Origin of the sequence: Niastella caeni (assembly GCF_004834005.1) — a bacterium.
Classification (GTDB): Bacteria; Bacteroidota; Bacteroidia; order Chitinophagales; family Chitinophagaceae; genus Niastella; species Niastella caeni.
This window is the reverse complement of the sequence record NZ_STFF01000001.1, coordinates 354,575-378,339: the sequence shown is the minus strand read 5'-3', so window position 1 is coordinate 378,339 and position 23,765 is coordinate 354,575. Positions and strand designations below refer to the sequence as shown.

The window sequence follows — 23,765 nt, the reverse complement described above, 5'->3', positions numbered from 1 at the left end:
ATATATCAACAACTATGTTATCAATTAAGAACCTGCATGCAAATATTGACGAGAAGAAAATTTTGAAAGGTATTAACCTCGAAATTAAACCAGGTGAAGTGCATGCCATCATGGGACCGAATGGATCTGGTAAAAGCACCCTGGCGTCGGTATTGGCCGGCCGTGAACATTATGAAGTAACAGAAGGTACAGTTGAGTTTGCCGGAAAAGACCTGCTGGAACTGTCGCCCGAAGAAAGAGCCGGCGAAGGGTTGTTCCTCGCTTTTCAATACCCGGTAGAAATTCCAGGTTTAAGCACCACCAACTTTATAAAAACTGCGGTGAATGAAGTACGTAAGTACCGTGGCGAAGAAGCACTGGATGCAGTAGCATTCCTGAAGCTTATGAAAGAGAAAATGGCGATGGTTAACATCGACCAGTCATTACTGAGCCGTTCACTGAACGAAGGTTTTTCAGGCGGTGAAAAGAAAAGGAACGAAGTATTTCAGATGGCCATGTTGCAACCCAAACTGGCTATCCTCGACGAAACAGACTCTGGTCTGGATATCGATGCCATCCGTATCGTAGCCAATGGCGTAAATAAATTACGCAACAAGGATAACGCGGTGCTGGTGGTTACCCACTATCAACGCCTGCTCGATTATATCGTACCTGATTATGTGCATGTATTGTATAACGGACGAATTGTAAAATCAGGACCTAAAGAACTGGCGTTTGAGTTGGAAGAGAAAGGATACGACTTTATCAGGGATGAGAATAAAGTAGAAGCGTAATTGTTACCGGTCGCCGGTTACCGGTTACCAGGCCCCCAATGCAGGGTGTTCGATTAATAGTTAGAGATCCGAGAGCTCAAGACCCCGGTAACCCGAAACTGGTAACCGGGCGGAATTTGGAAACTGAAATGCGATAAATTAAAATGAATAATTTAGAATATATTAAGGAACGTTTTAACCAACTACCTTCTGTAAACGACCTGAATGGACTGGGCGTTATTCGTCAAAAGGCATTTGAGGCGTTAAATAATATGGGCATTCCCACCACCCGCCACGAAGAGTGGAAGTATACCCGTATCGGTAGCTTCTTCAATAAAGAATACCAGTACCAGGCAAACCAGTCTGCAGTAAGTGCAGCAGACCTGGCAGCCATTCGTTTACCGGGTTATGAGCAGGCCAACGAATTATTCTACATAAATGGCCGCTATTCCGCTGAGCTATCTGTGATCCGATCAAAAGGATTAACAGTGCAGTTCTTGCAGGAAGCAGCCAGGAACGAATACAAGGATATTGTTTCAAAGCACCTGGGCCATAGCAGCAATTATTTAAAAGACGGCATCAATGCCCTGAGTACGGCATTTGTGCAGGATGGGTTATTTGTGCACGTGAAGAAAGGCCAGATCGTTGAACATCCCATTTACATTTACAACATTACCGATGCCCGCCAGGCCAATGTACTGGCGCAGCCGCGTACACTCGTATATGTTGGCGAGAACGCACAGGTGAAGTTTGTAGAAACCTTCAATACCCTGGGCACACAGGAAAGCTTTACCAACCGCGTTATAGAGATCGTGGTGGAGAAAGATGCCATCACCGAGTATTATAAAATACAAACCGATGCATCGCATGCCAGCCAGGTAGCTACTACGCACATTCAGCAAATTGGAAAAAGCTCTACACATACCGTAACGGTTTCACTGAATTCGGGCCTGGTTCGCAATAACCTGAACATTGTGCTCGACGAACAATATTGCGAAGCACATTTGTACGGTATCTATTTACAACAAGGCCAAAGCCACATCGATAACCATACCGTTGTAGATCATGCAAAACCCAATTGCGAAAGCAATGAGCTGTACAAAGGCATGCTCGACGATCAAAGTACCGGTGTGTTCAATGGAAAAATATTTGTACGGCAGGATGCGCAGAAAACCAATGCGTACCAGAGCAATAAAAATGTATTGCTGTCAGAAGGCGCCAGTGTAAACACCAAACCGCAGTTGGAGATCTTTGCAGATGATGTAAAATGTTCGCACGGTTGTACCATTGGCCAGCTCGATGAAGAAAGTTTGTTTTACCTGCGCTCGAGAGGTATTTCAGAAAGCATTGCCCGCTCTTTGTTGTTGCATGGCTTTGCCGTTGATATCCTGGAGCAAATTAAACTCACTCCCATCCGCGAGTATGTTGATAAACTGATTTCAGAACGTTTGGAATTTGAATTTGCATGATACAGAGCAACACCATAACAAAGGAGCTGGACGTATTTGCCATACGCAAACAGTTCCCGGCGCTGAACCGGCAAGTGAAGGGACAGCCATTGGTTTATTTTGATAATGCCGCTACTACGCAGAAGCCGCAGGTGGTGATAGATGCACTGGTTGATTATTATACCAACTATAACGCAAACGTGCATCGGGGTATCCATACGCTGGCCGAAGAAGCAACCGCTGCTTTTGAAGCCAGTCGCGATGCAGCCCAACGTTTTATCAATGCTTCCTCAAGAGAAGAGATCATCTTTACCCGGGGCACTACCGAAGGTATTAACCTGGTAGCCTATAGCTGGGGACGTAAAAATATAAATGCAGGGGACGAGATCATTATTACAGAAATGGAGCACCACTCCAACATCGTTCCCTGGCAAATGTTATGTGAAGAAAAAGGCGCGGTGCTAAAAGTAATTCCTCAGCAAGACGGGGAGTTGTTGCTGGATGAATATAAAAAGCTGCTGAGCTCAAAAACAAAACTGGTTTCTGTAGTGCATGTGTCAAATGCATTGGGAACTGTGAACCCGGTATCAGCCATCATTCAACTGGCGCACCAGGCCGGCGCTTTGGTGATGGTGGATGGCGCTCAGTCAACCGTTCACCTGGATATTGATGTACAGGCGATGGATTGCGATTTTTTTGCTTTCTCCTCGCACAAAGTATACGGCCCAACCGGTATTGGCGTATTGTATGGAAAGAAGCATTTGCTGGAAGCCATGCCGCCATTTCAGGGTGGGGGAGAAATGATCAAAGAAGTAACGCTTGAAAAGACCACCTTCAATGATCTGCCGTATAAATTTGAAGCCGGTACCCCGAATATCGGCGATGCCGTGGTGTTAAAAGCGGCGTTGGATTTTGTGACCAGGATCGGCAAAGAAAAGGTGCGGAATCATGAAATTGAATTACTGGCCTATGCAACGGAACAGTTGGTACAGTTACCAGGTGTACGCATCATTGGCACTGCCGCCACCAAAGTGAGCGTGGTTTCCTTCGTGATAGACAAAATACACCCGCAGGATATTGGCATTTTGCTCGATAACCGCGGTATTGCGGTAAGAACCGGCCACCATTGCGCGCAACCATTGATGCATTGCTTTGGGATACCCGGAACCATCCGTGCTTCTTTTGCCATGTACAATACGAAGGAAGAAGTAGATCAACTGATCGTAGGATTGCAGAAGGCTATAAAAATGTTATTATAATAATGAGCGATCATAAAACAATACAGGAAACAGAGAACGAAATAGTGGAAGAGTTTTCGCTGTTCGATTCGTGGGACGATAAATACGAATATATCATCGACCTGGGAAAGAAGCTGCCTGTATTGGAAGACAAGCACAAGCTGGATGAGAATAAGGTGCGCGGATGTCAGAGCACCGTATGGCTGGTAGCAGATAGTGAGAATGGAAAAGTATATTTTAAAGCCGATAGCGATGCGGTGATCGTGAAGGGATTGATCAGTATGCTGATCAGGGTACTGTCGGGACATACGCCGGATGAAATTATACAAGCGAGCCTGGGATTTATTCAAAAGATAGGCATGACGACCCACCTGGCGCAAACCCGCTCAAACGGGTTGCTGGCGATGGTAAAGCAGATGAAGAATTTTGCGCTTGCCTATAAAATCAAAAATTCGATGCAGCATGGAGAACGAAGCACTGAAACAAAAAGTAATTGAGGTATTACAAACCATTTTCGATCCTGAATTACCGGTAAGTATTTGGGAGTTGGGTTTGATATATGAAATAAATGTGCTGCCGATCAATAATGTTCAGATCGTGATGACGTTAACGGCGCCCGGTTGCCCGGCAGCCCAATCGTTACCGGTAGAAGTTGATCAGAAGGTACGCTTAATAGAAGGGGTGAACGACGTGCATGTAGCAGTAACCTGGACCCCGGCCTGGGATAAAAGCATGATGTCGGAAGCGGCACAATTGGAATTGGGATTTATGTAGACGGCAAGTAGTAAGTAGTTAGAAGCGAGTAGGGGAATACAGGAAGTTACAGAAAGTAGCGGGTTATGAGAATAAACCCACTAGCTACTCGCCACTCGCCACTAGCTTTAAATAAGAACTAATGAAAATAACTGCACAGGAAGAATACGGTCTGCGGATATTGATACGACTTGCGGCGTGCAAGGATACCAATGGTATGAGCATTCCGCAGTTAAGTGAAGCGGAAGGGCTTACCGGCACGTATGTTGCCAAGCTGACCCGTATTTTACGAATGAAAGGATTTATAAACAGTACGCCCGGCTATAAAGGTGGTTACGTACTGGCCAAGCCTGCGAAGGAAATCGTGATCAATGATGCGTTGAAGGCATTGGGTGGTCCTATGTTTAACAGCACCTTCTGCGGTTCGCATACTGGTACCATGAAGTTATGTACCAACTCGGTAGATTGTTCGGCCCGTTCTTTATGGCAAATGATCCAGTATACGTTAGACCAGTTATTAGATAAGGTCACCCTCCACGACCTCGTTAATTCAGAGAAAGAATCCATCAAGATCTTATACCAGATGCTGGAACCCGATCCGGCATTGAAGCGGAGCATCATGCAGATCATTGCTCCTGAACAATAAAGCAAAGACCCCGACGGAACATTGTCTGCCGGGGTCTTTGGTTGTTATTAATCCTTCTTTCCTTTCTTTTCTTTTTCTTCACCGCCTTCTTTCTCCCCTTTGCTCTTTTCTTCGCTGTCCTTTTTTTCTTTCTCTTCTTTGTCTTTTTGTTCCCTGGAGGCGCGTTCTTTTTCTTCCTTCTCTTTTTGCTCTTTAGCTACGCGTTCTTTCTCTTCTTTTTCCTTATGCTCTTTAGCTATTCTTTCCTTCTCTTCACGATCTTTTTGTTCTTTCTCGGCGCGCTCTTTTTCTTCCTTCTCTTTGTGCTCTTTGGCGATGCGCTCTTTTTCTTCTTTGTCTTTTTGCTCTTTAGCTACCCGCTCTTTTTCTTCACGGTCCTTTTGCTCTTTCTCGGCGCGTTCTTTTTCTTCCTTCTCTTTTTGCTCTTTAGCTATGCGCTCTTTTTCTTCATGATCCTTTTTTTCTTTATCAGCGCGCTCTTTGTCCTCTTTATCTTTCTGCTCTTTGGCTACGCGTTCTTTTTCTTCACGATCCTTTTTTTCTTTATCAGCGCGCTCTTTGTCCTCTTTATCTTTCTGCTCTTTGGCTACGCGTTCTTTCTCTTCATGATCCTTTTTTTCTTTCTCTGCGCGCTCTTTGTCCTCTTTGTCTTTGTGCTCTTTGGCTACGCGTTCTTTTTCTTCACGATCCTTCTTTTCTTTATCAGCACGGTCTTTTTCCTCTTTGTCTTTCTGTTCTTTTGCTACGCGTTCTTTATCTTCCCTGTCTTTCTTTTCCTTGTCAGCGCGGTCTTTATCCTCTTTATCTTTCTTCTCTTTGTCAGCACGCTCTTTATCCTCTTTATCTTTCTGCTCTTTTGCTACGCGTTCTTTATCTTCCCTGTCTTTCTTTTCCTTGTCAGCGCGATCTTTATCCTCTTTATCTTTCTTCTCTTTATCAGCACGCTCTTTATCCTCTTTATCTTTCTTCTCTTTGTCAGCACGCTCTTTATCTTCCCTGTCTTTCTTTTCCTTGTCAGCGCGGTCTTTGTCCTCTTTATCTTTCTTCTCTTTGTCAGCACGCTCTTTGTCCTCTTTATCTTTCTGCTCTTTGGCTACGCGTTCTTTATTTTCCCTGTCTTTCTTTTCCTTGTCAGCGCGGTCTTTATCCTCTTTATCTTTCTTCTCCTTATCAGCCCGCTCTTTGTCTTCTTTATCTTTCTTTTCTTTCTCAAAACGCTCTTTCTCTTCACGCTCCTTCTTTTCTTTTTCTTCGCGCTCTTTCACGCCGCCGCCCGGAATGATTTTATCCTTGCGCATATTTTGACCCCATTCTTTTCTTTCTTTCTCCAGTCGTTCCTTGTCCTCTTTATCTTTCTTTTCTTTTTCAATGCGTTCTTTTTCCAATCGTTCCTTTTCAAGACGTTCTTTCTCTTCACGCTCTTTCTGCTCTTTTGATTTGTAAGGGTATGTTGGCCGCTGCGCCGGAGGCGGAGTAGGGTTATTATTATTTTGGGTTGTAGCAGGGGTAGTGGTGCGGGTATTCTTATAAGTGGTTTGCGTATTGTTTACTACAACTACACGCTCAGTTTGAACGGGTTGTTGTTCTTTAACGATCACCACCTTTTCAACAACACGAGGCGGTTCCTTAACTACAATGACCTTGGTTTGTGGGGGTGGTTGACCATTAGTATATACCGTAGTGTGGTGCGTAGTATGGCACGCAACTAGTAAAATTACGATGCCGGTGTAAGAGCATACCGATACGAGTTGTTGGTAATTCATGAGGTACTGGTTTTATAGAGTGAACGCTCGCCTGGTTTTCAATGCATTGTATAAAAAGCAGGGAGTGTTATTATTAATAACGTTTATTATTGTTTTTTGGTATATAAAAAGAATATAATTCATTAATAATGTGGATAATATGGTGTACTTCAATTGTTAGGGTCGCATGTACGCTATGTGTTGCCAGATAAGCGGTTCAATTTTTATACTGGCAACAAGTAAGTCGTGTTGTACAATAATGTACAATAAGTGATCATTAATGAATGATATAACCACTTTGAGGTATTGATTATTAAATTTATTTAATGTAGCTTAGGCAGAATTTTCTAACAGTTCCGTATATCCCTTCTAAACTTTTCTTCTCAACCAAATTAAGTTTTTCAGCAGCAGCTCTGGCAGTAGGCACAGTTTGAAACAATACGGTTAAGGATCCTGTATGCTTTGTTTTTTTCAACAAAGCACATTTATCTGTACGCCTTACAATAAGCAATACCCGATCGATGTGAAAATATCGGCCTGAATGCACTTGTAATTATTTTTTCTTTAACCATTTAAATCATGCGCTTATGAACAAGTCAGAAGAACTGAATGCGCTCCGCAGCAACCTGCTGCAAAATGACAGCACCTGGAATGCTGGAACTAACATGATCTTTGAACTCTCAGAAGAAGAGCAGAGCAAACGCCTGGGTTATACCCCCGGTCCGGGCGAGCCAAGCTTTTCTGAACAGGAAGCTATGGCCCAGGCCAACCTGCTTAATTTTAATGTACGTAAAAGCGCTTATGGCAATGAGTTTGGCGCTCCGGCATCATTCGACTGGCGCAACAAAGGCGGCCTCAACTTCTTAACACCCATTAAAGACCAGGGTAGTTGCGGTTCCTGCGTAGCCTTTGGTACCATTGCTGCTGTAGAAAGCAGGATCAAGATCATTAAGAACAATGCCGCTTATGCGGTTGACCATTCCGAAGCTCACCTCTTTTATTGTTTGGCAAGAGCTGAAAGCCGTAACTGCGGTAACGGCTGGTGGCCTGAAAGAGCCCTTGAAAATTATAAAACTACCGGTGTTACAGATGAAGCCTGTTATCCGTATACGCCCGGCGATCAAAACTGTACCGGACGTTGCGCCGATTGGCAAAATCGTGTAACCAAGGTTCAAACCTACTCAAACAAAACGAACATTGCCGCTATTAAAGAGTGGTTGAGCACCAATGGCCCAATGATCGCCTGTTTCTCTGTATACTCCGATTTCTTCGCTTATAACAGTGGTGTGTATCGTAAATCGGCCAATGCACAATTCCGTGGCGGCCACTGCGTATGCTGCGTAGGGTATAACGATGCGCAACAGTTCTGGATCTGTAAGAACAGTTGGGGCGCAGGCTGGGGCGAAAGTGGTTATTTCCGCATCGGCTACGGCGAGTGTGGTATCGATAGCGCCATGCAGGGTGTTGATGCGCTTGTTGATACAGCCTGGTTGAACAATATCAGCGTAAGAGGTTTGTGGAACAACAAGAGCGACCGCAATGCATATGCTTACCTGGGTAACGAAGGTTGGAAAAGGATCTCTCCCTCTAACGATGCCAATTTCTACCTCCTGTTGAATGACCTGGCAACTGCAAAAACAGCCGGACGTAATGTTTCTGCCCATATTGTAGATGGCATCATTACAGAAGTGTATGCATAAATGCAGGTTCATGAGTTCATCAGTTTGTAATAATCACCCAAAAAATTATAACATGTCCAAGAAGAACATACCAACTGAACTGCCGTCAGCAGCATCAGTTTCAGCATCAGTAAGCGACACCATTATTCCGGATGCACAACCTTTATTACCGGTTTCAAAAGGAGAGAACGGTAAATCGGGCGGCAGCGCCCTTGCTACACCATTCGACTCTATTAAAGAGTTTGAAAAAGGACAGGCAGAAGAAGCCTATGGCGCCGGGGTGTGGCATACCAATAAGAAAGTGGTTGGTGTATGGACCATTGCCCAAACGCGCAATGCATGGGTAAACCTCACCGATCTGGGCTGGAAGAAATTGTATAGTGGCTCAGATTCTTCGATCGTTGCCTTTAATATACTTACTACACATGCTTTGGAAAAGCAAACCTTTGTAAATGTGTTGATCGAGAATGACCAGATCATTGAGATGTATGCATGGTAAGCGGTCGTAAGTTTCATTCAATCCGTGCCACGGTACCAACCTAAGTTGAAGGGAAACCGTGTCACGGGGCAAAACTATTTTGGCAGGCTATATTATGGAGAGGCAAAATACCCATAAACGGCGTATGGCGAAGCAGCATATATGGCCTGCCGAAGTAGTATTTGTGCTGATAGTATTGTTTAGTTTTTTAAATATGCATTGTATGCAGGAGTATCAATTAAGTGAAGCCGATAATGGCAGGAAGTTGCAATTGAAAATGGATGATCATGTAGTGATAAAATTGCCCGCCAGTCCGGGCACAGGATACAATTGGGAGGTGCTGCCCAATAATCATTTCAGTGTGTCGCATCAATACAGAACGCAGGCCGATGCCGGCATAGGGGCAGGCGGCATGGACGTATTTGAACTGAACCCGCAAACCCAGGTGCAGAATGGTTCCATCCGATTTTTATACCGGCGTTCCTGGGAAGACGCGTCGAAGGCAGGTAAGCAGTTTAGTATTAGTTATCAGATTCAATGATAATGTGCTAATGAAATACCGCTACAAGCTTCACGCTTCAAGCCGCAAGCGAAAGGCAAAAGACAAAACACTGCGCGGAAGCTGTATTTGCTTGCAGCTTGTAGCTTACGGCTTACAGCTTAAAGCGGTTCTTCACCATTGACCATTCACCTTTTCAACGTGATCTTGTAAGCAACATAATCGGTACTAGAGGTGGCATATTTAGGTTCGTGCAGGACCATGGTATTATCGGTTAAGATGAGGATGTTGTATTTGCGGCCACTCACGTTCACTTTGAGATTTTGCTCAGAATAGGTGTAATTGGCCGTGTCGTAGTTGTTGTCGATGAAGGAATACCGCTTGCCATCTTTCCGGAAGTCCATATAATCACCGCTTTTACCGGAGTATTGGCCAGGTACAGGAGCGGCGCCGGAAGCATAGACGGTATCCAACATTTGAACGAGGCTCCATTTATTCATCAGTCTTTCTGTTACCCCTTTTTCGTCCTTTTTTTTACAGGCCCCGGCGATCAATACAGTGAAAAAGGCCATACAGGCGAAGGATGTTAACGGGCGCAACCCGGTAACACGGTTTGGTACAATGTGCATCATGAAATTCCCCAAGGTTTTGATTAACGAACAAGAGGCACGCTGGTAAGGCGTTGCCAGGTACATATGTCTATAGTTTTGAAGGGAGGGCTGGTTATTGACCGGCCATGGTGAGCAGAGTGAGATAGCCCATCAGATTCTGTCAGCTACTGGAAGGATAAAAACGCTGCAACCAATGTCAGTGCCATTAACCGATGGTTTTTTCAAGAATGATGGGTAGCATAAAAATAAGAAAAAAAGATATGTATATGCCAACGCGAAGGCATAATTCCTGATTTACATCAGTTGTTTACCCAAACGCCACTGGCGATATTGACTTTACAATTAAACATTAAACTATATGGCTGGTTCATCAAAAAGGAAGGGAAAGACGCCGAAGGAGAACCCGCTGGAGTTTGCTATATTAGAGATGTATTTCGTTTCAGAAGGCGCTTTCACGGCGCCGCCCGATGCGCTTTTCGACAATATTCTAAAGTATGAAGGGATTTTAAGAAAGAAGGTTTTTTATAAGAAAGATATTATTTACCTCCTGGGCATAAAGCCTGTTGAAGCCAGTTGGCTGGTTACCGCAATTCGTCAAAAGGAAGGCAAGGCGCCTGGCCGTGGGCTGCTCATCACTGAGTTCATTAAGTACACAGGCGTTTCTGAAAAGCGGGTAGAGCAGTACGTGTTAGGTTTGCTGGCAATGCACGAAATTTATTACAACTAATAATTAAAAACGATTGCTATGAAGTTAAGAAATAAGAAAACGGTCAGGAACCGTGGATATAAAAAGAAAAAAGTGATAGTGCCACGCGCTAAGATCAAGCAAAGAGGTGGCGGGTGCCATGATGAAAAGGACCCTGACTTTATACCCAGGCATATACAGGAACGCCGTGCGGGCCGAATGATCAGGAAGATGCGGCGAATGGCCGAGAATGGCGTAGGGCAGATGTAGGAAATAAGTAATCATGAAATTAGAGATCCTTCACAGTTATCTGTGAAGGATTTTGCATTATATACCATTAGGTTGCTTTTACTTATTCTTAACCTTTTTGTACTACCCGTCTTACTTGTTCTTTATACCTCCTTTATACCTGACTTACCTTTTTCTACCTGTGAGGTAAAGAAAAGGTAAAGGAATAGTAAGGTATGTATAAGGGAAATATAACCAACAGGTAAGCGGGAGGTAAGGGAATGGTAAGCCATAGGTAAGCAACAGGTGAACGTTTTCACATGCTGCTTTTGACCAAAAACGGCTGTTTTGTACAATTTCGGCTATTATGAACCATTTCGGCTCAATCGTACCGTTTACGGCTGTGGGATATTCATCACTGTTGTTTTTTATATTTTATTGACCTTACATTTGTATCGCACAAGGCAATTGAACAAATACCGGTTATGAACATGCGCTATGTGCATTAACAATTATTCATTCACATTTTAAAAACAAGTTTTATGGCACGAATTGAAGAAGGCATGCACGGCGCCTTTAAAGGAAAAGTCGGCAAATTAGTGGGTGGTAAATGGAATGGTGTAGACTACATCCGCAGTATCGGAACACGTAGCAATCAACCTACCACCCCACGTCAGGAAGAACACAGATCCAAATTGTCTCTGGTGGTTGACTTTGTACGATCCATCAAATCGGTGGTGAAGATTAGTTTCCGCGAAAAGGCAATTAAAATGTCAGGTTACAACGCTGCAGTGAAGCAGATATTAAAAACTGCTGTCACCGGCAACTCGCCTGATTACAGGATCGATTACACCCAGGTAATGGTAAGTCGTGGCGAACGCGACGGGCTACTTCGAGCTTCAGTTGCGTCAACTGTGGCAGAGACCATTACGTTCAAATGGAACTATGGGTATGCTTCGAACCTGAACAAGCCTACAGACAAGGCGATCCTGGTTGCGCATTGTGAAACACATAAAGTAAGTGTATTTACAATACAGGGACCAGACCGCAGTACAGGCACAGGTTCTCTTGAAATGCCCGGTTTCAGCGGACAAAAGGTACATGCCTGGGTGGCTTTCATTTCAGCCGATGGAGTAACTGTTTACGACAGTTCTTATGCGGGTGAGGTAATGATCACCTAACGGCAGGTATCGGTACCCTAAAAAGAAGCTGTTCCGCGAAAGCGGGATGGCTTTTTTTGATTAAACATACTTATAGAGTGGTCAGATCAAGACAAGCAGGCGTTTTAAGCGGAATTGGCTAATTTGGCAAAGAAGGGAATCTTATTATAATTATTGGATTGTATTACACTATCCAAGGAGACGTTAGTAGTACGGCATGAATTTTTATGCAGATCTTTTCATAAATCCTTTGTTTTCTAAGATATAACGTATGAAAATAATAGGTAAGGGAAAAAATTAAATTCGTAACATTAATTATAAAGAAAGCTGTTTTTTTGTAACTTAATATCCAGTCGATGTTGAAAATGTGGAAATTCTTGTTTTCGGGCTCCATTGGATAAGCCGTTTTTTCCCCTTAAATTCGTGCCGTATGGGTGTCTGTTATCCATATAACCTATCCGCCTTATTCTCGCACTCAAATAATCATTAACCTAGCGCATCCGCCGCAAAATACCGCGGCTTTTACAATGAATGCAAAGCATTCCATTGCAATTGATTGCATTGTCTTTCAGTAAATTAAATTATACGTTCAATTCCCCTATGAATGCCACAGGAGTAATCAATGAAATCTAGCCAATTTACTGAGACTCAAATTATTGACGGCTTAAAGAGCAACGACAGCCGGGTATTCGATTATTTATTTAACGAATATTATACGCAATTGCAATACTTCGCCGAGCGCCTGGTTAGCAATCGCGAAGAGGCGCAGGACATTGTGATCACCGTCTTTCGTAAATTCTGGAGTTTAAAAGACAACTTTCAAACAGCCAACAATATAAAGGCCTTTTTATATATCACTATCCGTAACCAGTGTCTTGATTATTTACGGTACAGACAACGGTTGAACGAAGTGAAAAGGGAATATGAAACGCACCTGCTCAGCGAGGAAGAAAAAAAGCAGTCAGATCATCTTATCATCGAATCAGACCTCATCAATAAGATCTACAAAGAGGTGCAGAAACTGCCCAACCGGTGCCGCGAGATTTTCATTCTTACCTATTTTAAGGGCTTAAAGACGAAGGAGATCGCATCCGTTCTACAAATATCCGAGAGCGCGGTAACTACACAAAGGTCTTTGGCCATCAAACATTTGAAGCATGCATTTTCGCAGGAAGGCTATGTATTCTTTTGCCTGGCCCTGGCTGGTTTAGACCTGTAGAGATCTTAAAAAAAAATATTTTAAAATTTCTTGGACAAAGTGACTCTGCCATCCGTTTCTATTATATAACGGTTACCAAATTGTTATTTTTTTCGGTTAAGGCAGGGCAAGTAAACTTAATCAGATCACATTTTTAAATGCTTAATGAATGGCTGAAGAATCCTATAATCAATCCAATGAGTTGTTCGAAGTGGGAAGCCTTATATTTAAGTACTACCAGGGAGAGATCACCGAAGAAGAAAAAACAATACTGGATAATTGGACAAATGCATCACCGGAAAATAAACGGCTTTTTGCGTCATTAACGAATGACGAGGAATTACAGGCAAAGCTGAACCAGCGTCATGAAATAGAAGGGACAAAGGAAGATGTAAGAAGACGCGTTACCGACCTGCTTTTTCCCGGCGCTCTGGTAACACCCATGAAGCGCGCCACGCATAGTATTTGGAAAACAGTGGCCGCAGCAGCAGTAGTAACAGCAGTGATTGGTACGGGCGCCTGGTTATTGTTAAAGAAAGATACGAAACAACCCGTTGCTACAATTCAACCAGTTGAAAACGAATTAAAGAATGATGTAACACCGGGCAGCTATAAAGCACAATTGATCCTGTCAGACGGTTCAGCTATTGACCTTGACAGTGCCGGTTCAGGAAAGCTGGCGCAACAGGGAAACATGCAGGTGATGAATGCTGATGGGCAACTGGTGTATAAAAGAGATGCGACCCTGGAAACGAAAGCGCTATACAATACATTGAAAACATCGCGGGGACAAATGTACCCTGTAAGACTTTCTGATGGTAGTGCTGTTTGGCTCAACTCTTCCTCTTCAATCCGTTTTCCTGTAGCATTTAATGAACAGGAAAGAAGAGTTGATATTACCGGTGAAGCGTATTTTGAAATTGCCCATAACAGCCGGAAGCCATTTATAGTTTCGGTGGCTGGCATGGAAGTGCAGGTAGTGGGCACCGTGTTTAATGTTAATTCATACACTGATGAAGGCGCTGTGAAGACCACCTTGCTGAAAGGTGCGGTGAAAGTGAAAAAGGGAGATCAACAGGTGATGATAAAGCCAGGCGAGCAGGCAGAGGCAACAGATAAAAGTATTGATGTAAAGACTGGTGTAAATATTAGCAAGGAAGTTGCGTGGAAGAATGGGCTGTTCTATTTCAAGAATGAGAATTTGAAAACTATTATGCGACAGATCTCCCGCTGGTACGATGTCGATGTGGTGTACGAGGGTACTATAAGCAATGAGGAATTCAGCGGAAAAATATATCGAACTGCAAACTTATCCGAAGTGTTGAAACTCCTGAATGTGTTGGAAGTAAATTTCAAAATAGAAGGAAAAAAGTTAATTATTAAAGGATAACGTTCATGTGACATACAGCATGTAGCATGAATGAAAAGGATTGCAACATGAAACCCGAATGTACATATACGACAGTAGAAAAAAACGAACTGCAGACGCCCCAGCCTTCGCTAGAGCTACAGGCGGGCGAGCCAGAAAAAGAGAAGTTCTTTGGCAATATTTACAAACATAACTGGTACAAAGTGTACAGTTATGCGTATGTATATACAGGATCGAAGGAAGAGGCGGAAGATATGGCGCAGGAAGTTTTTTTGAAGCTGTGGCTGCAGTTCGACCGCATCAGCAGTATACTGAAAAATGCAGAAGGTTACCTGTTCATAATGGCCAGGAACAGTTGCCACACACATTATAAAAAGGAAGTACGGAAAAGGCCACTGTATAAAAACTATTGTCAGTCTCATAAAGATGCGTATTACCACGACGAAGTAGTAGTAAAGGAAATAAGCCGGATTGCCTTGAAAGCAGTACAGAAATTACCGGAGAAGCAGAAGAAAGTGTTTATATACCGGGATATGGGATTGGGGCGGAAAGAGATCGCTGATATAATGAAAGTTTCAGTCAACACGATTGACAACAGTATAAATATAGCCATGAAGAAAGTGCAACAATATGTAAGCCGGGAGTTGGAATTGTCAACCGCTGCATAAATCAAACCTTATTCAACAGTTCTTTTCTCATTAACTCTGATTATAAGAAATCCAGATAGTGGATACTTCACCGACTGAAAAGCCCTTATCTACTGCAGGGTAGGGGCTTTCTTTACAAGCTGGTTAAGGCCTGGTATTGAAAATTAGTTGAAAACAGTGCTGCCGAAAAAGATTGCGTAGAAGTTTTTAGGATAATGCTATATGTAATATGACGGTAGCACTGTTTTAAAGATACAAAGTTTCATATGATTGAGCAGCGTTAGTGCAACTGCCAGGCATATGAAAAGCATCTAACGGTTGTATGGCCTGAGCGTTACAACCTATGTATAGTAAACTGTTAAAAACCGCTACGAACATGAAAGCAACAAGGCAATTTATGAGCCTCTGTTTGGTTATTGGTATGACCATAGCATGCTACGCAGTTATTTTTCTCCTGTGTGTTCTCAGGGGCATTCAATTTACTTTCTCTGCTATCTATTCTTCTTTATTTAAGCTGGTCAATTCCGGATCCGGAAATAACATCTTATCCATACATAAGAGTACCACATCGTCGTTTTATTATATTGGAAGTAAGTCAATGTTTGACGTCAGGCAAGTTGTTCCCATAATAACAACCTGACGAGTCAGTCATTGACCAAAGCACATTTTCAATACCCTTATCATAATTATACCTTCTTCCTAGCGACAATTGCCATAAGCAAAACTGCTAACCATAACCAAATCCGCAAATAGTTAACCGCCACAGATAGGCAAAAAAATGCCGATTGTGTCGTTACCACAACCGGCAGTTTGAGGTTAACTAGGTTCAACGTTGGAGTCGTATTATTAATTAACCTAACACAACAAAACTATGACAGATTTTGTATCTGGCAAAAGTTCCGTTTGGGGAACTAAACCGAAACAATTACTGCTAGAAAGGGGATTGACAAAAACATTGCGGATCATGAAGTTAACTGCTATTTTTCTGTTTGCTGCAGCTTTACAGGTCTCAGCCAAAGGGTTGGCCCAGGAGAAAATTAACCTTTCCCTGGCCAATGCGTCGTTGGACAAGGTCTTTGACCAGATAGAAAGGCAAACCGGGTTTGTTTTCATTTATAAAGATGAAACGATCAAGGATAAGAAGGTTAGCATACAAGTAACCAATGCTTCCCTTGAACAGGCATTGGACATCTGTTTAAAAGGCCAGGCACTGTCGTATAAGATAGTAGGGAAGAGCGTGGCAATAAAGGCGGAGAAGGTAAGCGCTGATGTCTTCGGTATTAACGAAGCACCCCCGTTTATTGATGTTAGGGGACGGGTGGTAAATGAGAAGGGGGAGCCGGTTGAGGGTGTTACTGTAACGATAAAAGGAAGTTCGAAAAATACACTTACTGATAAAAATGGAGAGTTTTCATTAGCGACTGTGGATCAGAATGCCACATTGGTTTTTACGCATATCACAATGGAGTCGTTTGAGTTAAAGGTGAGTGGGAAGACGGAGTTGGCGATAAGTTTGAAAACTAAGGTGAGTGCTTTAGGGGATGTGGTTGTGACGGTGAATACGGGGTACCAAGATATACCAAAAGAAAGGTCAACAGGCTCATTTGTTCAATTGAATAATGCATTAATAAATCGCCGTGTATCTACAGACATTTTAAGTCGCATAGATGGAGTTGCAAGCGGGGTATTATTTCAATATAACAATGCTCAAACTTCTATAGCAACCACTAGCCCCTTACAAAGGGCATCTGGAATTAGAGTACGAGGGGAAAGTACACTTTCTAGCATTAATCAAATTAGTAAGGAACCATTAATTGTTGTTGATAATTTCCCATATGAAGGTGATTTAAAAAATATCAATCCTAATGATATAGAGACTATCACAGTCTTAAAAGATGCTGCAGCTGCTAGTATTTGGGGCGCACGAGCTGGAAATGGAGTAATTGTTATTACAACTAAAAAGGGGAAATTAAATCAGAAGCTTAAAATTGAATTCAATTCAAATTTTACGATAGTTGATAAACCAGATTTGTTTTATGATCATAATTATTTAAATGCCGCTGATTATATAACAGTTGAAGATTCTCTTTATAGTAAAGGGTTTTTTAATTCGGATATACTTAATAGTACCAACAGACCTCCATTATCTCCAGTAATAGAAATACGGACCAAACAAAATAATGGTTTAATTACTAGCGCTGAAGCCTCTTCTCAAATTGATGCACTAAAAGATATTGACGTAAGGAATGATTTTCTTAAATATGTTTATCAAAAAGGGCTAAATCAACAATATTCTTTAGGATTCAGAGGTGGAGGTAACAATGTCGCGTATTCATTTTCCGTAGGGTACGATAAGACTAGAGATAATCTAATAAGAAATGGTTACGAACGAATTACTTTAAACTCTCTAAATGTGTTTACTCCAATAAAGAATTTAGAGTTGTCTGCGGATATCATTTATAGTCAAAATAAGACATTCCTGAACAATCAAAATTATTACGGAAATATTTTTGTTGCAGGCAGCGGTATAACAAGCAAATACTCATCTCTTTATCCATATGCCCAATTGGCCGATTCTGATGGGAATTCGGTAGCTATTGTTCGAGATTTTAGATCTGCTTACAAAGATAGTGTTGGGAAGCTTGGCTTTTTAAATTGGCAATATCGTCCATTAGATGAAATAAAATTTGCTGATAATAATACAAAGGTAAATAATCTAATATTTAGGACTGGCTTGAAATATAAAATCACTTCTTATTTAAATGTAGTTATTCAATATCAAAAAGAAAAGCAAAATATAAATAGTAGAAACTATAGAAGCCAACAGACTTATTATGCAAGAAATCTGATAAATAGATTTTCACAGTATAATACAACGACTAAAGCTTTTACATACAATTTTCCTAAAGGTGGGGTTTTGGAATTAGGAAATTATGAATGGCTTTCTAATATTCTTAGAGCACAGGTAAATTATACTCAGACATTTAAACAAAAACATAATGTATCTGCAATTGCTGGTGCAGAAATTAAGGAATTAAAAATAGATGGTTATATAAGAAATTCGATTGGGTATGATGAGTCATTTGGAACATCAAATATGAACATCAACTTTAATACTTCTTATCCAACTAATCCCAGTGGATCATCAACAATTTATAACTCAATATCCGGGCCAGATGGTAATATCAATGGAACACTTTATAGGTTCGTTTCGTATTACACAAATATGGGTTATACTTTTGATGAAAGATATACTTTAACCTTAAGCGGAAGAAGAGATGGGGCAAATATTTTTGGAGTAAAGACAAATGATAAAATAACACCACTATGGTCAATGGGGGCTGGCTGGAATATTAGTAATGAATCATTTTATCATGTTGGTTGGCTTCCCTATTTAAAATTAAGAGCAACATATGGATATAACGGAAATGTATACAATGGTTCCGCTTATACAACTGGAACATATTCTACCAGTAGTTTAACCGGAGCTCAGATGATTAGAAATCTTACATCTCCCAATCCGCAATTAAGTTGGGAAAAGGTTAAGAACATAAATATAGGCGTTGACTATTCAATAAAAAGCGATCGAATCAATGGTTCTATTGAACTCTATCAAAAAGACGGGTTGAATTTATTAGAATCAGTTCCGATTGCTCCACAAACTGGATTTGGGGTTATTACTAAGAATGCAGCAAGTACTAGAACAAAGGGCGTAGATGTTGTTATAAATAGTAAAAACGTTAACGGCCAGTTTAAATGGTATTCAAGTTTATTATTTAGTTATCTCCGCGATAAAGTAACTAAATATGATGTAGATCAAACTGCTTCATCTATTCAAACAAGTGATTTAGTGAAATTAGTAGGTAAGCCTTTATATGCACTATTTAGTTATAAGTGGGGGGGGCTGGATCCTGTAAATGGTGACCCTCAAGGATATTTAAGTGGAAAAATAAGCAAAGATTATGCGGGTATAATTAACAATTTTAAACCAGATAGTTTAATATATAGTGGCAGTGCTCGCCCTACCATTTGGGGGTCATTTAGAAACGATTTTAGCTACAAAGGTTTTTCTATTTCAATTAATTTAGTTTATAAATTAGGCTACTACTTTAGAAGGGCTTCAACTAGTTTGAATTATCAAGATATAATTTTTGCTAGTGCTAATAGTGATTTTACAAAAAGATGGCAAACCCCCGGTGATGAATTAATAACCAACGTTCCTTCTCTTGTCTATCCTGGTAATGCAAATAGAAACACTTTTTATCAATATTCGGAAGTATTGATAGAGAAAGCTGATCATATTCGTCTTCAAGATATAAGGCTGGGTTATGATTTCAGCAAGAAGGTTATTTGGAAGCAGCTACCATTAGAAGGCGTACAACTGTATGTTTATGCCAATAATATCGGTATTCTTTGGAGAAAAAATCGCCATAATATAGACCCAGATGCTTATGCAGGTGGCTTTAATACAGTACACATATTACCAAATCCTTTATCAATTTCATTTGGTTGTAAAGCTAACTTTTAAATAAATATTTTTTATGTTAACGATAGTTCAAAAATATTTTTCTATTAGTATTCTGTTTTTAATAGTAATACTCAATAGTTGCAACAAACAAAATGAGTGGCTAGAAGAAAAGCGATTAAAAAATGAAGTTATATTAAAAAGTTTGCAAGATTTTCAGGCCTTATTAGATAATACTGATGTAATGAATAATAATTATCCTACAATTGGTTTGATTGCAACCGATAATTTATACATTGCCAATGCTAGTTTATCAGGCATTTCAGCCACAGAACGAAATTCTTATATTTTTGCAAAAGACGTTTATGCTGGTTCAACTCCTTCAGATTATAGCTATCAGAAAATATCATATGCTAATATTGTATTAGAAGGGCTGCAAAATATAGAAATTGATCCATCGATCGAAACTAATTATAACAATATTAAAGGACAAGCGCTTTTTTTTAGGGCTCTTTCATATTATGCTTCAGCACAATTGTTTTGTAAGCCATTTGTTACGGCTACTGCTACCTCTGATTTAGGTATAGTATTACGCCAGTCATCTGATCCAAACATTGTTTATCAGCGAGCAACAATCCAGGCAACATATGATCAGATTATTAGCGATCTCAGTACATCAATTGAATTGCTACCTGTGCAACAATTATATACAACAAGGCCTTCGCAAACCTCGGCAAAGGCATTATTATCCAAAGTATATTTAAGCATGGGCGATTATTCAAAGTCCTTTGTTTATGCGAATGAAGTATTAAATACTTATAATACATTGCTTGATTATAATTCAAATCTTGTTTCAACTACAAGTACTTTTAGATTTCCCGCATTTACTACAAACGCAAGTACAGCTAACCCCGAAATTATTTTTTATGCGGCAGGCATTGGATATGATGCATCAATCTTTGCTTTCGGAGTTCAATTTGTGGATTCTTTATTATATCAGTCTTATGAGAATAATGATCGTAGGAAATTAGTGCTATATAAAAATAATGGAGGAGTTCAGGTAAAATATGCAGGAAGTTATACTGGCACTTTTTTTAATTTTTGGGGAATTGCTACTAATGAAATGTATTTAATCCGGGCTGAATGTTATGCTAGGCAAGGTAATGCCTCTTTAGCGATGAACGATTTAAATTCCTTACTTAAGAAAAGATATAATACAGGTACGTTTACAGATTTAACTGCTGCTAATTCGAATGATGCTCTTTCGAAAGTTCTTAAAGAACGCCGAAAAGAATTGCCATTTACAGGGCAAATAAGATGGGAAGATTTACGCAGATTAAATCAGGATTCTCAGTTTTCTGTAACTATTAACCATATCTATAATAATGTTACTTATTCTTTATCACCCAACGATAAAAAATATGTTTTCCCTATTCCGGATAGGGAGATACAATTGAGTGGTGTGGAGCAAAATGATCGGTAATGAACTATGTGCCCGAAGCAAAATATGCCATCCAAGTGAAGCGTACCTGAACGGTGCGAAGTTAGAAAACCCTATTAAGAAGCTCTAAAATGAGTAATAATCTTGCTAATTGGTATGGGCAAGCTAAGTTCACGGTGATCTGCAAATGAATTATAATCATCATAAGAACTTTTAAATGTACTATGCCAAGATTATGCCATGTGTTGATTATCAATGTGTATGGTTGAGCTAAATCAGACAGTGCATGTGGTGAGGATGATTATATTTTAGGGGGCAGCAAAGTGTTAGATCAAGGTTAATTGTTTCTTGGGCGATTCGCATTTTAATTCGTGCATGTGGCTGACCGTCTATCCATAATTGCATCGGCTAAGGTTGGAGCGCCAATGTATTAGTGCTAGTCTTTGACTGGTGTCTGCAAAGTGTTAATAACGGAGTTCTTTTTATAGAAGTCCTCCAAGATTTGTTAAAAGGGCGAGTTGAAGAATCTGGAATGAAGAGTCAATAAATCTTATAGTGTTCAAGAGGTGAGGCATGAATGGATGACAAATTTAATTTATCATGGAAGCGGCTTGTTTATGACACATGATAAAAACTGTTACCACCAAATCGGATGAAGCACCAACATATACCAGGATATGCACTTATAATGGTTTAAAAAAAGTGTTTTTTGGTGAATATAGTCTTAAGAGTAATAAATATTAAAGATTCAACATTTTTAAAATGATTAATCGAAGATTTTTAATATCGATAGTTTTTAGTTTGATAGTTGGATCAAGTTTTAGCCAGGATGAAATAAATAGCAAACTACACGAATTTAATTTAACAATTAAGTACAACGCTCCTGAACTGGAAGATACATTATACTTGAGTGTTGGGAACTTATTTTACAATAATGATGATTTATTGCTTAAAGAGCCTATTAAAGAAAACGGATATTGTCGATTTAAAATAACGACAGGCTCATATAGAGGGCGACTTACAGTTTTCAAGAAAAGAAAGTCAACGGATGTTTTTAAAGGAAGTTTTAGCGATTATATCCCTATAACTCCAACAAATATGTATTGGGATGCGAGTGATAGCCTAATTATAAGTATTACAAAAAAGGCAGATTTTAAAAGCGACTACGTTTATCTTGGATATGAGTATATTTTTGAAGGGAAAGGATTTCAAAAATATTTATTAAGATTTAAGTCTGATTCAATTTCTTTTGATGCTCCTTGCTGTGATTTCAAGCAAGCTTTTGACTCTCTATATAAATATACAGATCCTTATAGTAGACAAATAGAAGCAGGTATTAATTATTTAAATAAAAATAAAGCACTAGTATCGAAGTATTACTATGATCTATTGAAGGCTGATTTGATTTCAAGTAAAAGCAGTAACAGATTTACCTTTCTAAAGGACTTTTTTAATGATAAAATTAAATTGAAGGATTCCTTGATCAGTAATAGGTTTAAAAGGAATTTATTTCAATCCTTAAACGAGGCTGAGCAATGTAATATTCCTGCCTATATTTTATCTCAATCAAAAAGTTATATTTATTATTTGTATGAAAAAATAAATTTTCAAAATTTAATAAGCAATGGCTTTGAAAGCCATGAAATGAATTTTAAAACTATTATTACTAATTACAAAGGAGATGTCAAAGACAAACTAATTGTCCAATCTTTTTTAGCTTCGAATAATCTGAATAAATTAAATGAATCGTTAGAAAGGGCATTGCTTATAATTAATAATCCTGAATGTAAAGTAGCATTAAGTCGCCTTAGAGCACGAACTCCAGGATTTCTTGCTTATAACTTTAAACTACCAGATACAGCAGGCAATATTATTGAATTGGATGATTTTAAAGGAAAGATTGTGTTAATTGATTTCTGGTTTACTGGCTGTGGTGGGTGTGCAAAGCTTTACTCAAAAGTTTTAAAAAATGCTGAGAAACATTTTTCTTATGACTCAAATATTGTTTTTATTTCTGTATCAATTGATTTGGGTAAAGAATATTGGTTAAAAAGTATTAAGTCCAATGTTTATACATCATCGCAATCAATTAATTTATATACTGGAGGACAAGGAAAAGATCATCCTTTGATTAGATATTATGGAATTAGTATGTATCCAACTGTCCTATTAGTAAATCCGGAAGGAAAAATTTACAAATATTTTAGCTCAATAGATAATACTGAATTCTTAATAAGTGAAATTAGAAATGTTCAGACGCAAAATCAGTTGACATTTACGAAATAGTGATTTTGTGTTTATATAAAAATTGGGCTGATCTAAAAGTTCATTAAGTATATAACTAACTTAGTAACTAATAGTTCAGCCCTATTTTATTTCTTATGGTTTCCAACCAATAGCAGTAGATGTGCTAATTGGCACTAAACCACCTGATTGTTCTTGAGTGCTATTTACTTTGCAAATAGTTGAATTTGTCTCTGTTGTACAATTTGACACAAATTCAACAACTACATAGTTAGAGCCAGATGTACCAGAAACATAATAGTCAAAATTTACTTTTGATGCTTTTGTTGCAAAAGCGCTACAAATTGCAATCAATGCAACTGCTACAAAGGATAATTTCATCTTTTTCATAAAAAAATGCTTTTAATGATTAATAGCCTACTCTTATTACAGGTTTTCGGCTTCCCCTGTTTATCTGCCAAGTGTGGTAATACAATCAGCAG

At 39.9% G+C, this 23,765-nt stretch carries 21 protein-coding genes; 18 read left to right on the top strand and 3 right to left on the bottom strand.

What is annotated here, in order from left to right:
* Positions 1-14: 14 nt before the first annotated feature.
* The 6 genes from sufC to FAM09_RS01560 all read left to right on the top strand — a co-directional run bounded on the left by sufC (position 15) and on the right by FAM09_RS01560 (position 4,837).
* A complete protein-coding gene (sufC, locus tag FAM09_RS01585) occupies positions 15-773 on the top strand; it encodes a Fe-S cluster assembly ATPase SufC (protein WP_136575324.1) in 759 nt (252 codons plus the stop codon).
* 143 nt (positions 774-916) lie between these two features.
* Positions 917-2,221 (top strand): Fe-S cluster assembly protein SufD, encoded by a 1,305-nt coding sequence (sufD, locus tag FAM09_RS01580; protein ID WP_136575323.1) that lies wholly within the window; start codon positions 917-919, stop codon positions 2,219-2,221.
* Positions 2,218-3,459 (top strand): cysteine desulfurase, encoded by a 1,242-nt coding sequence (locus FAM09_RS01575; protein ID WP_136575322.1) that lies wholly within the window; start codon positions 2,218-2,220, stop codon positions 3,457-3,459. The genes sufD and FAM09_RS01575 overlap by 4 nt, the downstream gene beginning before the upstream one ends.
* 2 nt (positions 3,460-3,461) lie before the next feature.
* On the top strand, positions 3,462-3,935 hold the full coding sequence (locus FAM09_RS01570) for a SufE family protein (RefSeq protein ID WP_136575321.1): 474 nt from the start codon (positions 3,462-3,464) through the stop codon (positions 3,933-3,935).
* On the top strand, positions 3,901-4,212 hold the full coding sequence (locus FAM09_RS01565; protein ID WP_136575320.1) for an iron-sulfur cluster assembly protein: 312 nt from the start codon (positions 3,901-3,903) through the stop codon (positions 4,210-4,212). Before FAM09_RS01570 ends, FAM09_RS01565 begins: the two co-directional genes overlap by 35 nt.
* Before the next feature lie 121 nt (positions 4,213-4,333).
* On the top strand, positions 4,334-4,837 hold the full coding sequence (locus FAM09_RS01560) for an RrF2 family transcriptional regulator (RefSeq protein ID WP_136575319.1): 504 nt from the start codon (positions 4,334-4,336) through the stop codon (positions 4,835-4,837).
* A gap of 47 nt (positions 4,838-4,884) precedes the next feature.
* Here FAM09_RS01560 and FAM09_RS01555 read toward each other — a convergent pair whose 3' ends face one another.
* The gene (locus FAM09_RS01555) at positions 4,885-6,600 is read right to left on the bottom strand and encodes a hypothetical protein (protein WP_136575318.1); all 1,716 of its coding nucleotides are present in this window, start codon (positions 6,598-6,600) and stop codon (positions 4,885-4,887) included.
* A gap of 566 nt (positions 6,601-7,166) precedes the next feature.
* On the opposite strand from FAM09_RS01555, the gene FAM09_RS01550 reads away from it, so the two are divergent.
* The 3 genes from FAM09_RS01550 to FAM09_RS01540 all read left to right on the top strand — a co-directional run bounded on the left by FAM09_RS01550 (position 7,167) and on the right by FAM09_RS01540 (position 9,277).
* Positions 7,167-8,279 (top strand): C1 family peptidase, encoded by a 1,113-nt coding sequence (locus FAM09_RS01550; protein WP_136575317.1) that lies wholly within the window; start codon positions 7,167-7,169, stop codon positions 8,277-8,279.
* A gap of 52 nt (positions 8,280-8,331) precedes the next feature.
* On the top strand, positions 8,332-8,757 hold the full coding sequence (locus tag FAM09_RS01545) for a hypothetical protein (RefSeq protein ID WP_136575316.1): 426 nt from the start codon (positions 8,332-8,334) through the stop codon (positions 8,755-8,757).
* A 124-nt stretch (positions 8,758-8,881) separates the two neighbouring features.
* Complete coding sequence (locus FAM09_RS01540) at positions 8,882-9,277, top strand: protease inhibitor I42 family protein (protein WP_166436995.1); 396 nt, start codon at positions 8,882-8,884, stop codon at positions 9,275-9,277.
* Between the two features lie 146 nt (positions 9,278-9,423).
* Here the strand turns inward: FAM09_RS01540 and FAM09_RS01535 are convergent, their stop codons facing one another.
* Positions 9,424-9,867 carry a lipocalin family protein gene (locus tag FAM09_RS01535; RefSeq protein ID WP_136575314.1) on the bottom strand — a complete coding sequence of 148 codons (444 nt, stop codon included), beginning with the start codon at positions 9,865-9,867 and terminating at the stop codon, positions 9,424-9,426.
* Positions 9,868-10,204: 337 nt separating this feature from the next.
* Between FAM09_RS01535 and FAM09_RS01530 the strand changes: the two genes are divergently transcribed.
* The 9 genes from FAM09_RS01530 (at position 10,205) to FAM09_RS01490 (ending at position 23,325) form a co-directional block, all read left to right on the top strand.
* The gene (locus FAM09_RS01530) at positions 10,205-10,573 is read left to right on the top strand and encodes a hypothetical protein (protein WP_136575313.1); all 369 of its coding nucleotides are present in this window, start codon (positions 10,205-10,207) and stop codon (positions 10,571-10,573) included.
* An 18-nt stretch (positions 10,574-10,591) separates the two neighbouring features.
* Positions 10,592-10,801: a hypothetical protein gene (locus FAM09_RS01525; protein WP_136575312.1), complete on the top strand. Its 210-nt coding sequence runs from the start codon at positions 10,592-10,594 to the stop codon at positions 10,799-10,801.
* Positions 10,802-11,301: 500 nt separating this feature from the next.
* Complete coding sequence (locus tag FAM09_RS01520; protein WP_136575311.1) at positions 11,302-11,940, top strand: DUF6266 family protein; 639 nt, start codon at positions 11,302-11,304, stop codon at positions 11,938-11,940.
* Between the two features lie 601 nt (positions 11,941-12,541).
* Positions 12,542-13,138, top strand: a complete 597-nt coding sequence (locus FAM09_RS01515; RefSeq protein WP_136575310.1) for an RNA polymerase sigma factor — start codon at positions 12,542-12,544, stop codon at positions 13,136-13,138.
* Between the two features lie 148 nt (positions 13,139-13,286).
* Complete coding sequence (locus FAM09_RS01510; RefSeq protein ID WP_136575309.1) at positions 13,287-14,507, top strand: FecR family protein; 1,221 nt, start codon at positions 13,287-13,289, stop codon at positions 14,505-14,507.
* Between the two features lie 47 nt (positions 14,508-14,554).
* On the top strand, positions 14,555-15,154 hold the full coding sequence (locus FAM09_RS01505) for an RNA polymerase sigma factor (protein WP_166436994.1): 600 nt from the start codon (positions 14,555-14,557) through the stop codon (positions 15,152-15,154).
* 850 nt (positions 15,155-16,004) lie between these two features.
* Positions 16,005-19,661: a SusC/RagA family TonB-linked outer membrane protein gene (locus FAM09_RS01500; protein ID WP_136575307.1), complete on the top strand. Its 3,657-nt coding sequence runs from the start codon at positions 16,005-16,007 to the stop codon at positions 19,659-19,661.
* Positions 19,662-19,674: 13 nt separating this feature from the next.
* The gene (locus FAM09_RS01495) at positions 19,675-21,081 is read left to right on the top strand and encodes a RagB/SusD family nutrient uptake outer membrane protein (RefSeq protein ID WP_136575306.1); all 1,407 of its coding nucleotides are present in this window, start codon (positions 19,675-19,677) and stop codon (positions 21,079-21,081) included.
* A gap of 720 nt (positions 21,082-21,801) precedes the next feature.
* Positions 21,802-23,325, top strand: a complete 1,524-nt coding sequence (locus FAM09_RS01490) for a TlpA family protein disulfide reductase (protein ID WP_136575305.1) — start codon at positions 21,802-21,804, stop codon at positions 23,323-23,325.
* A gap of 93 nt (positions 23,326-23,418) precedes the next feature.
* On the opposite strand, the gene FAM09_RS01485 is transcribed toward FAM09_RS01490, so the two are convergent.
* Positions 23,419-23,673, bottom strand: a complete 255-nt coding sequence (locus tag FAM09_RS01485; protein ID WP_136575304.1) for a hypothetical protein — start codon at positions 23,671-23,673, stop codon at positions 23,419-23,421.
* Between the last annotated feature and the right edge of the window lie 92 nt (positions 23,674-23,765).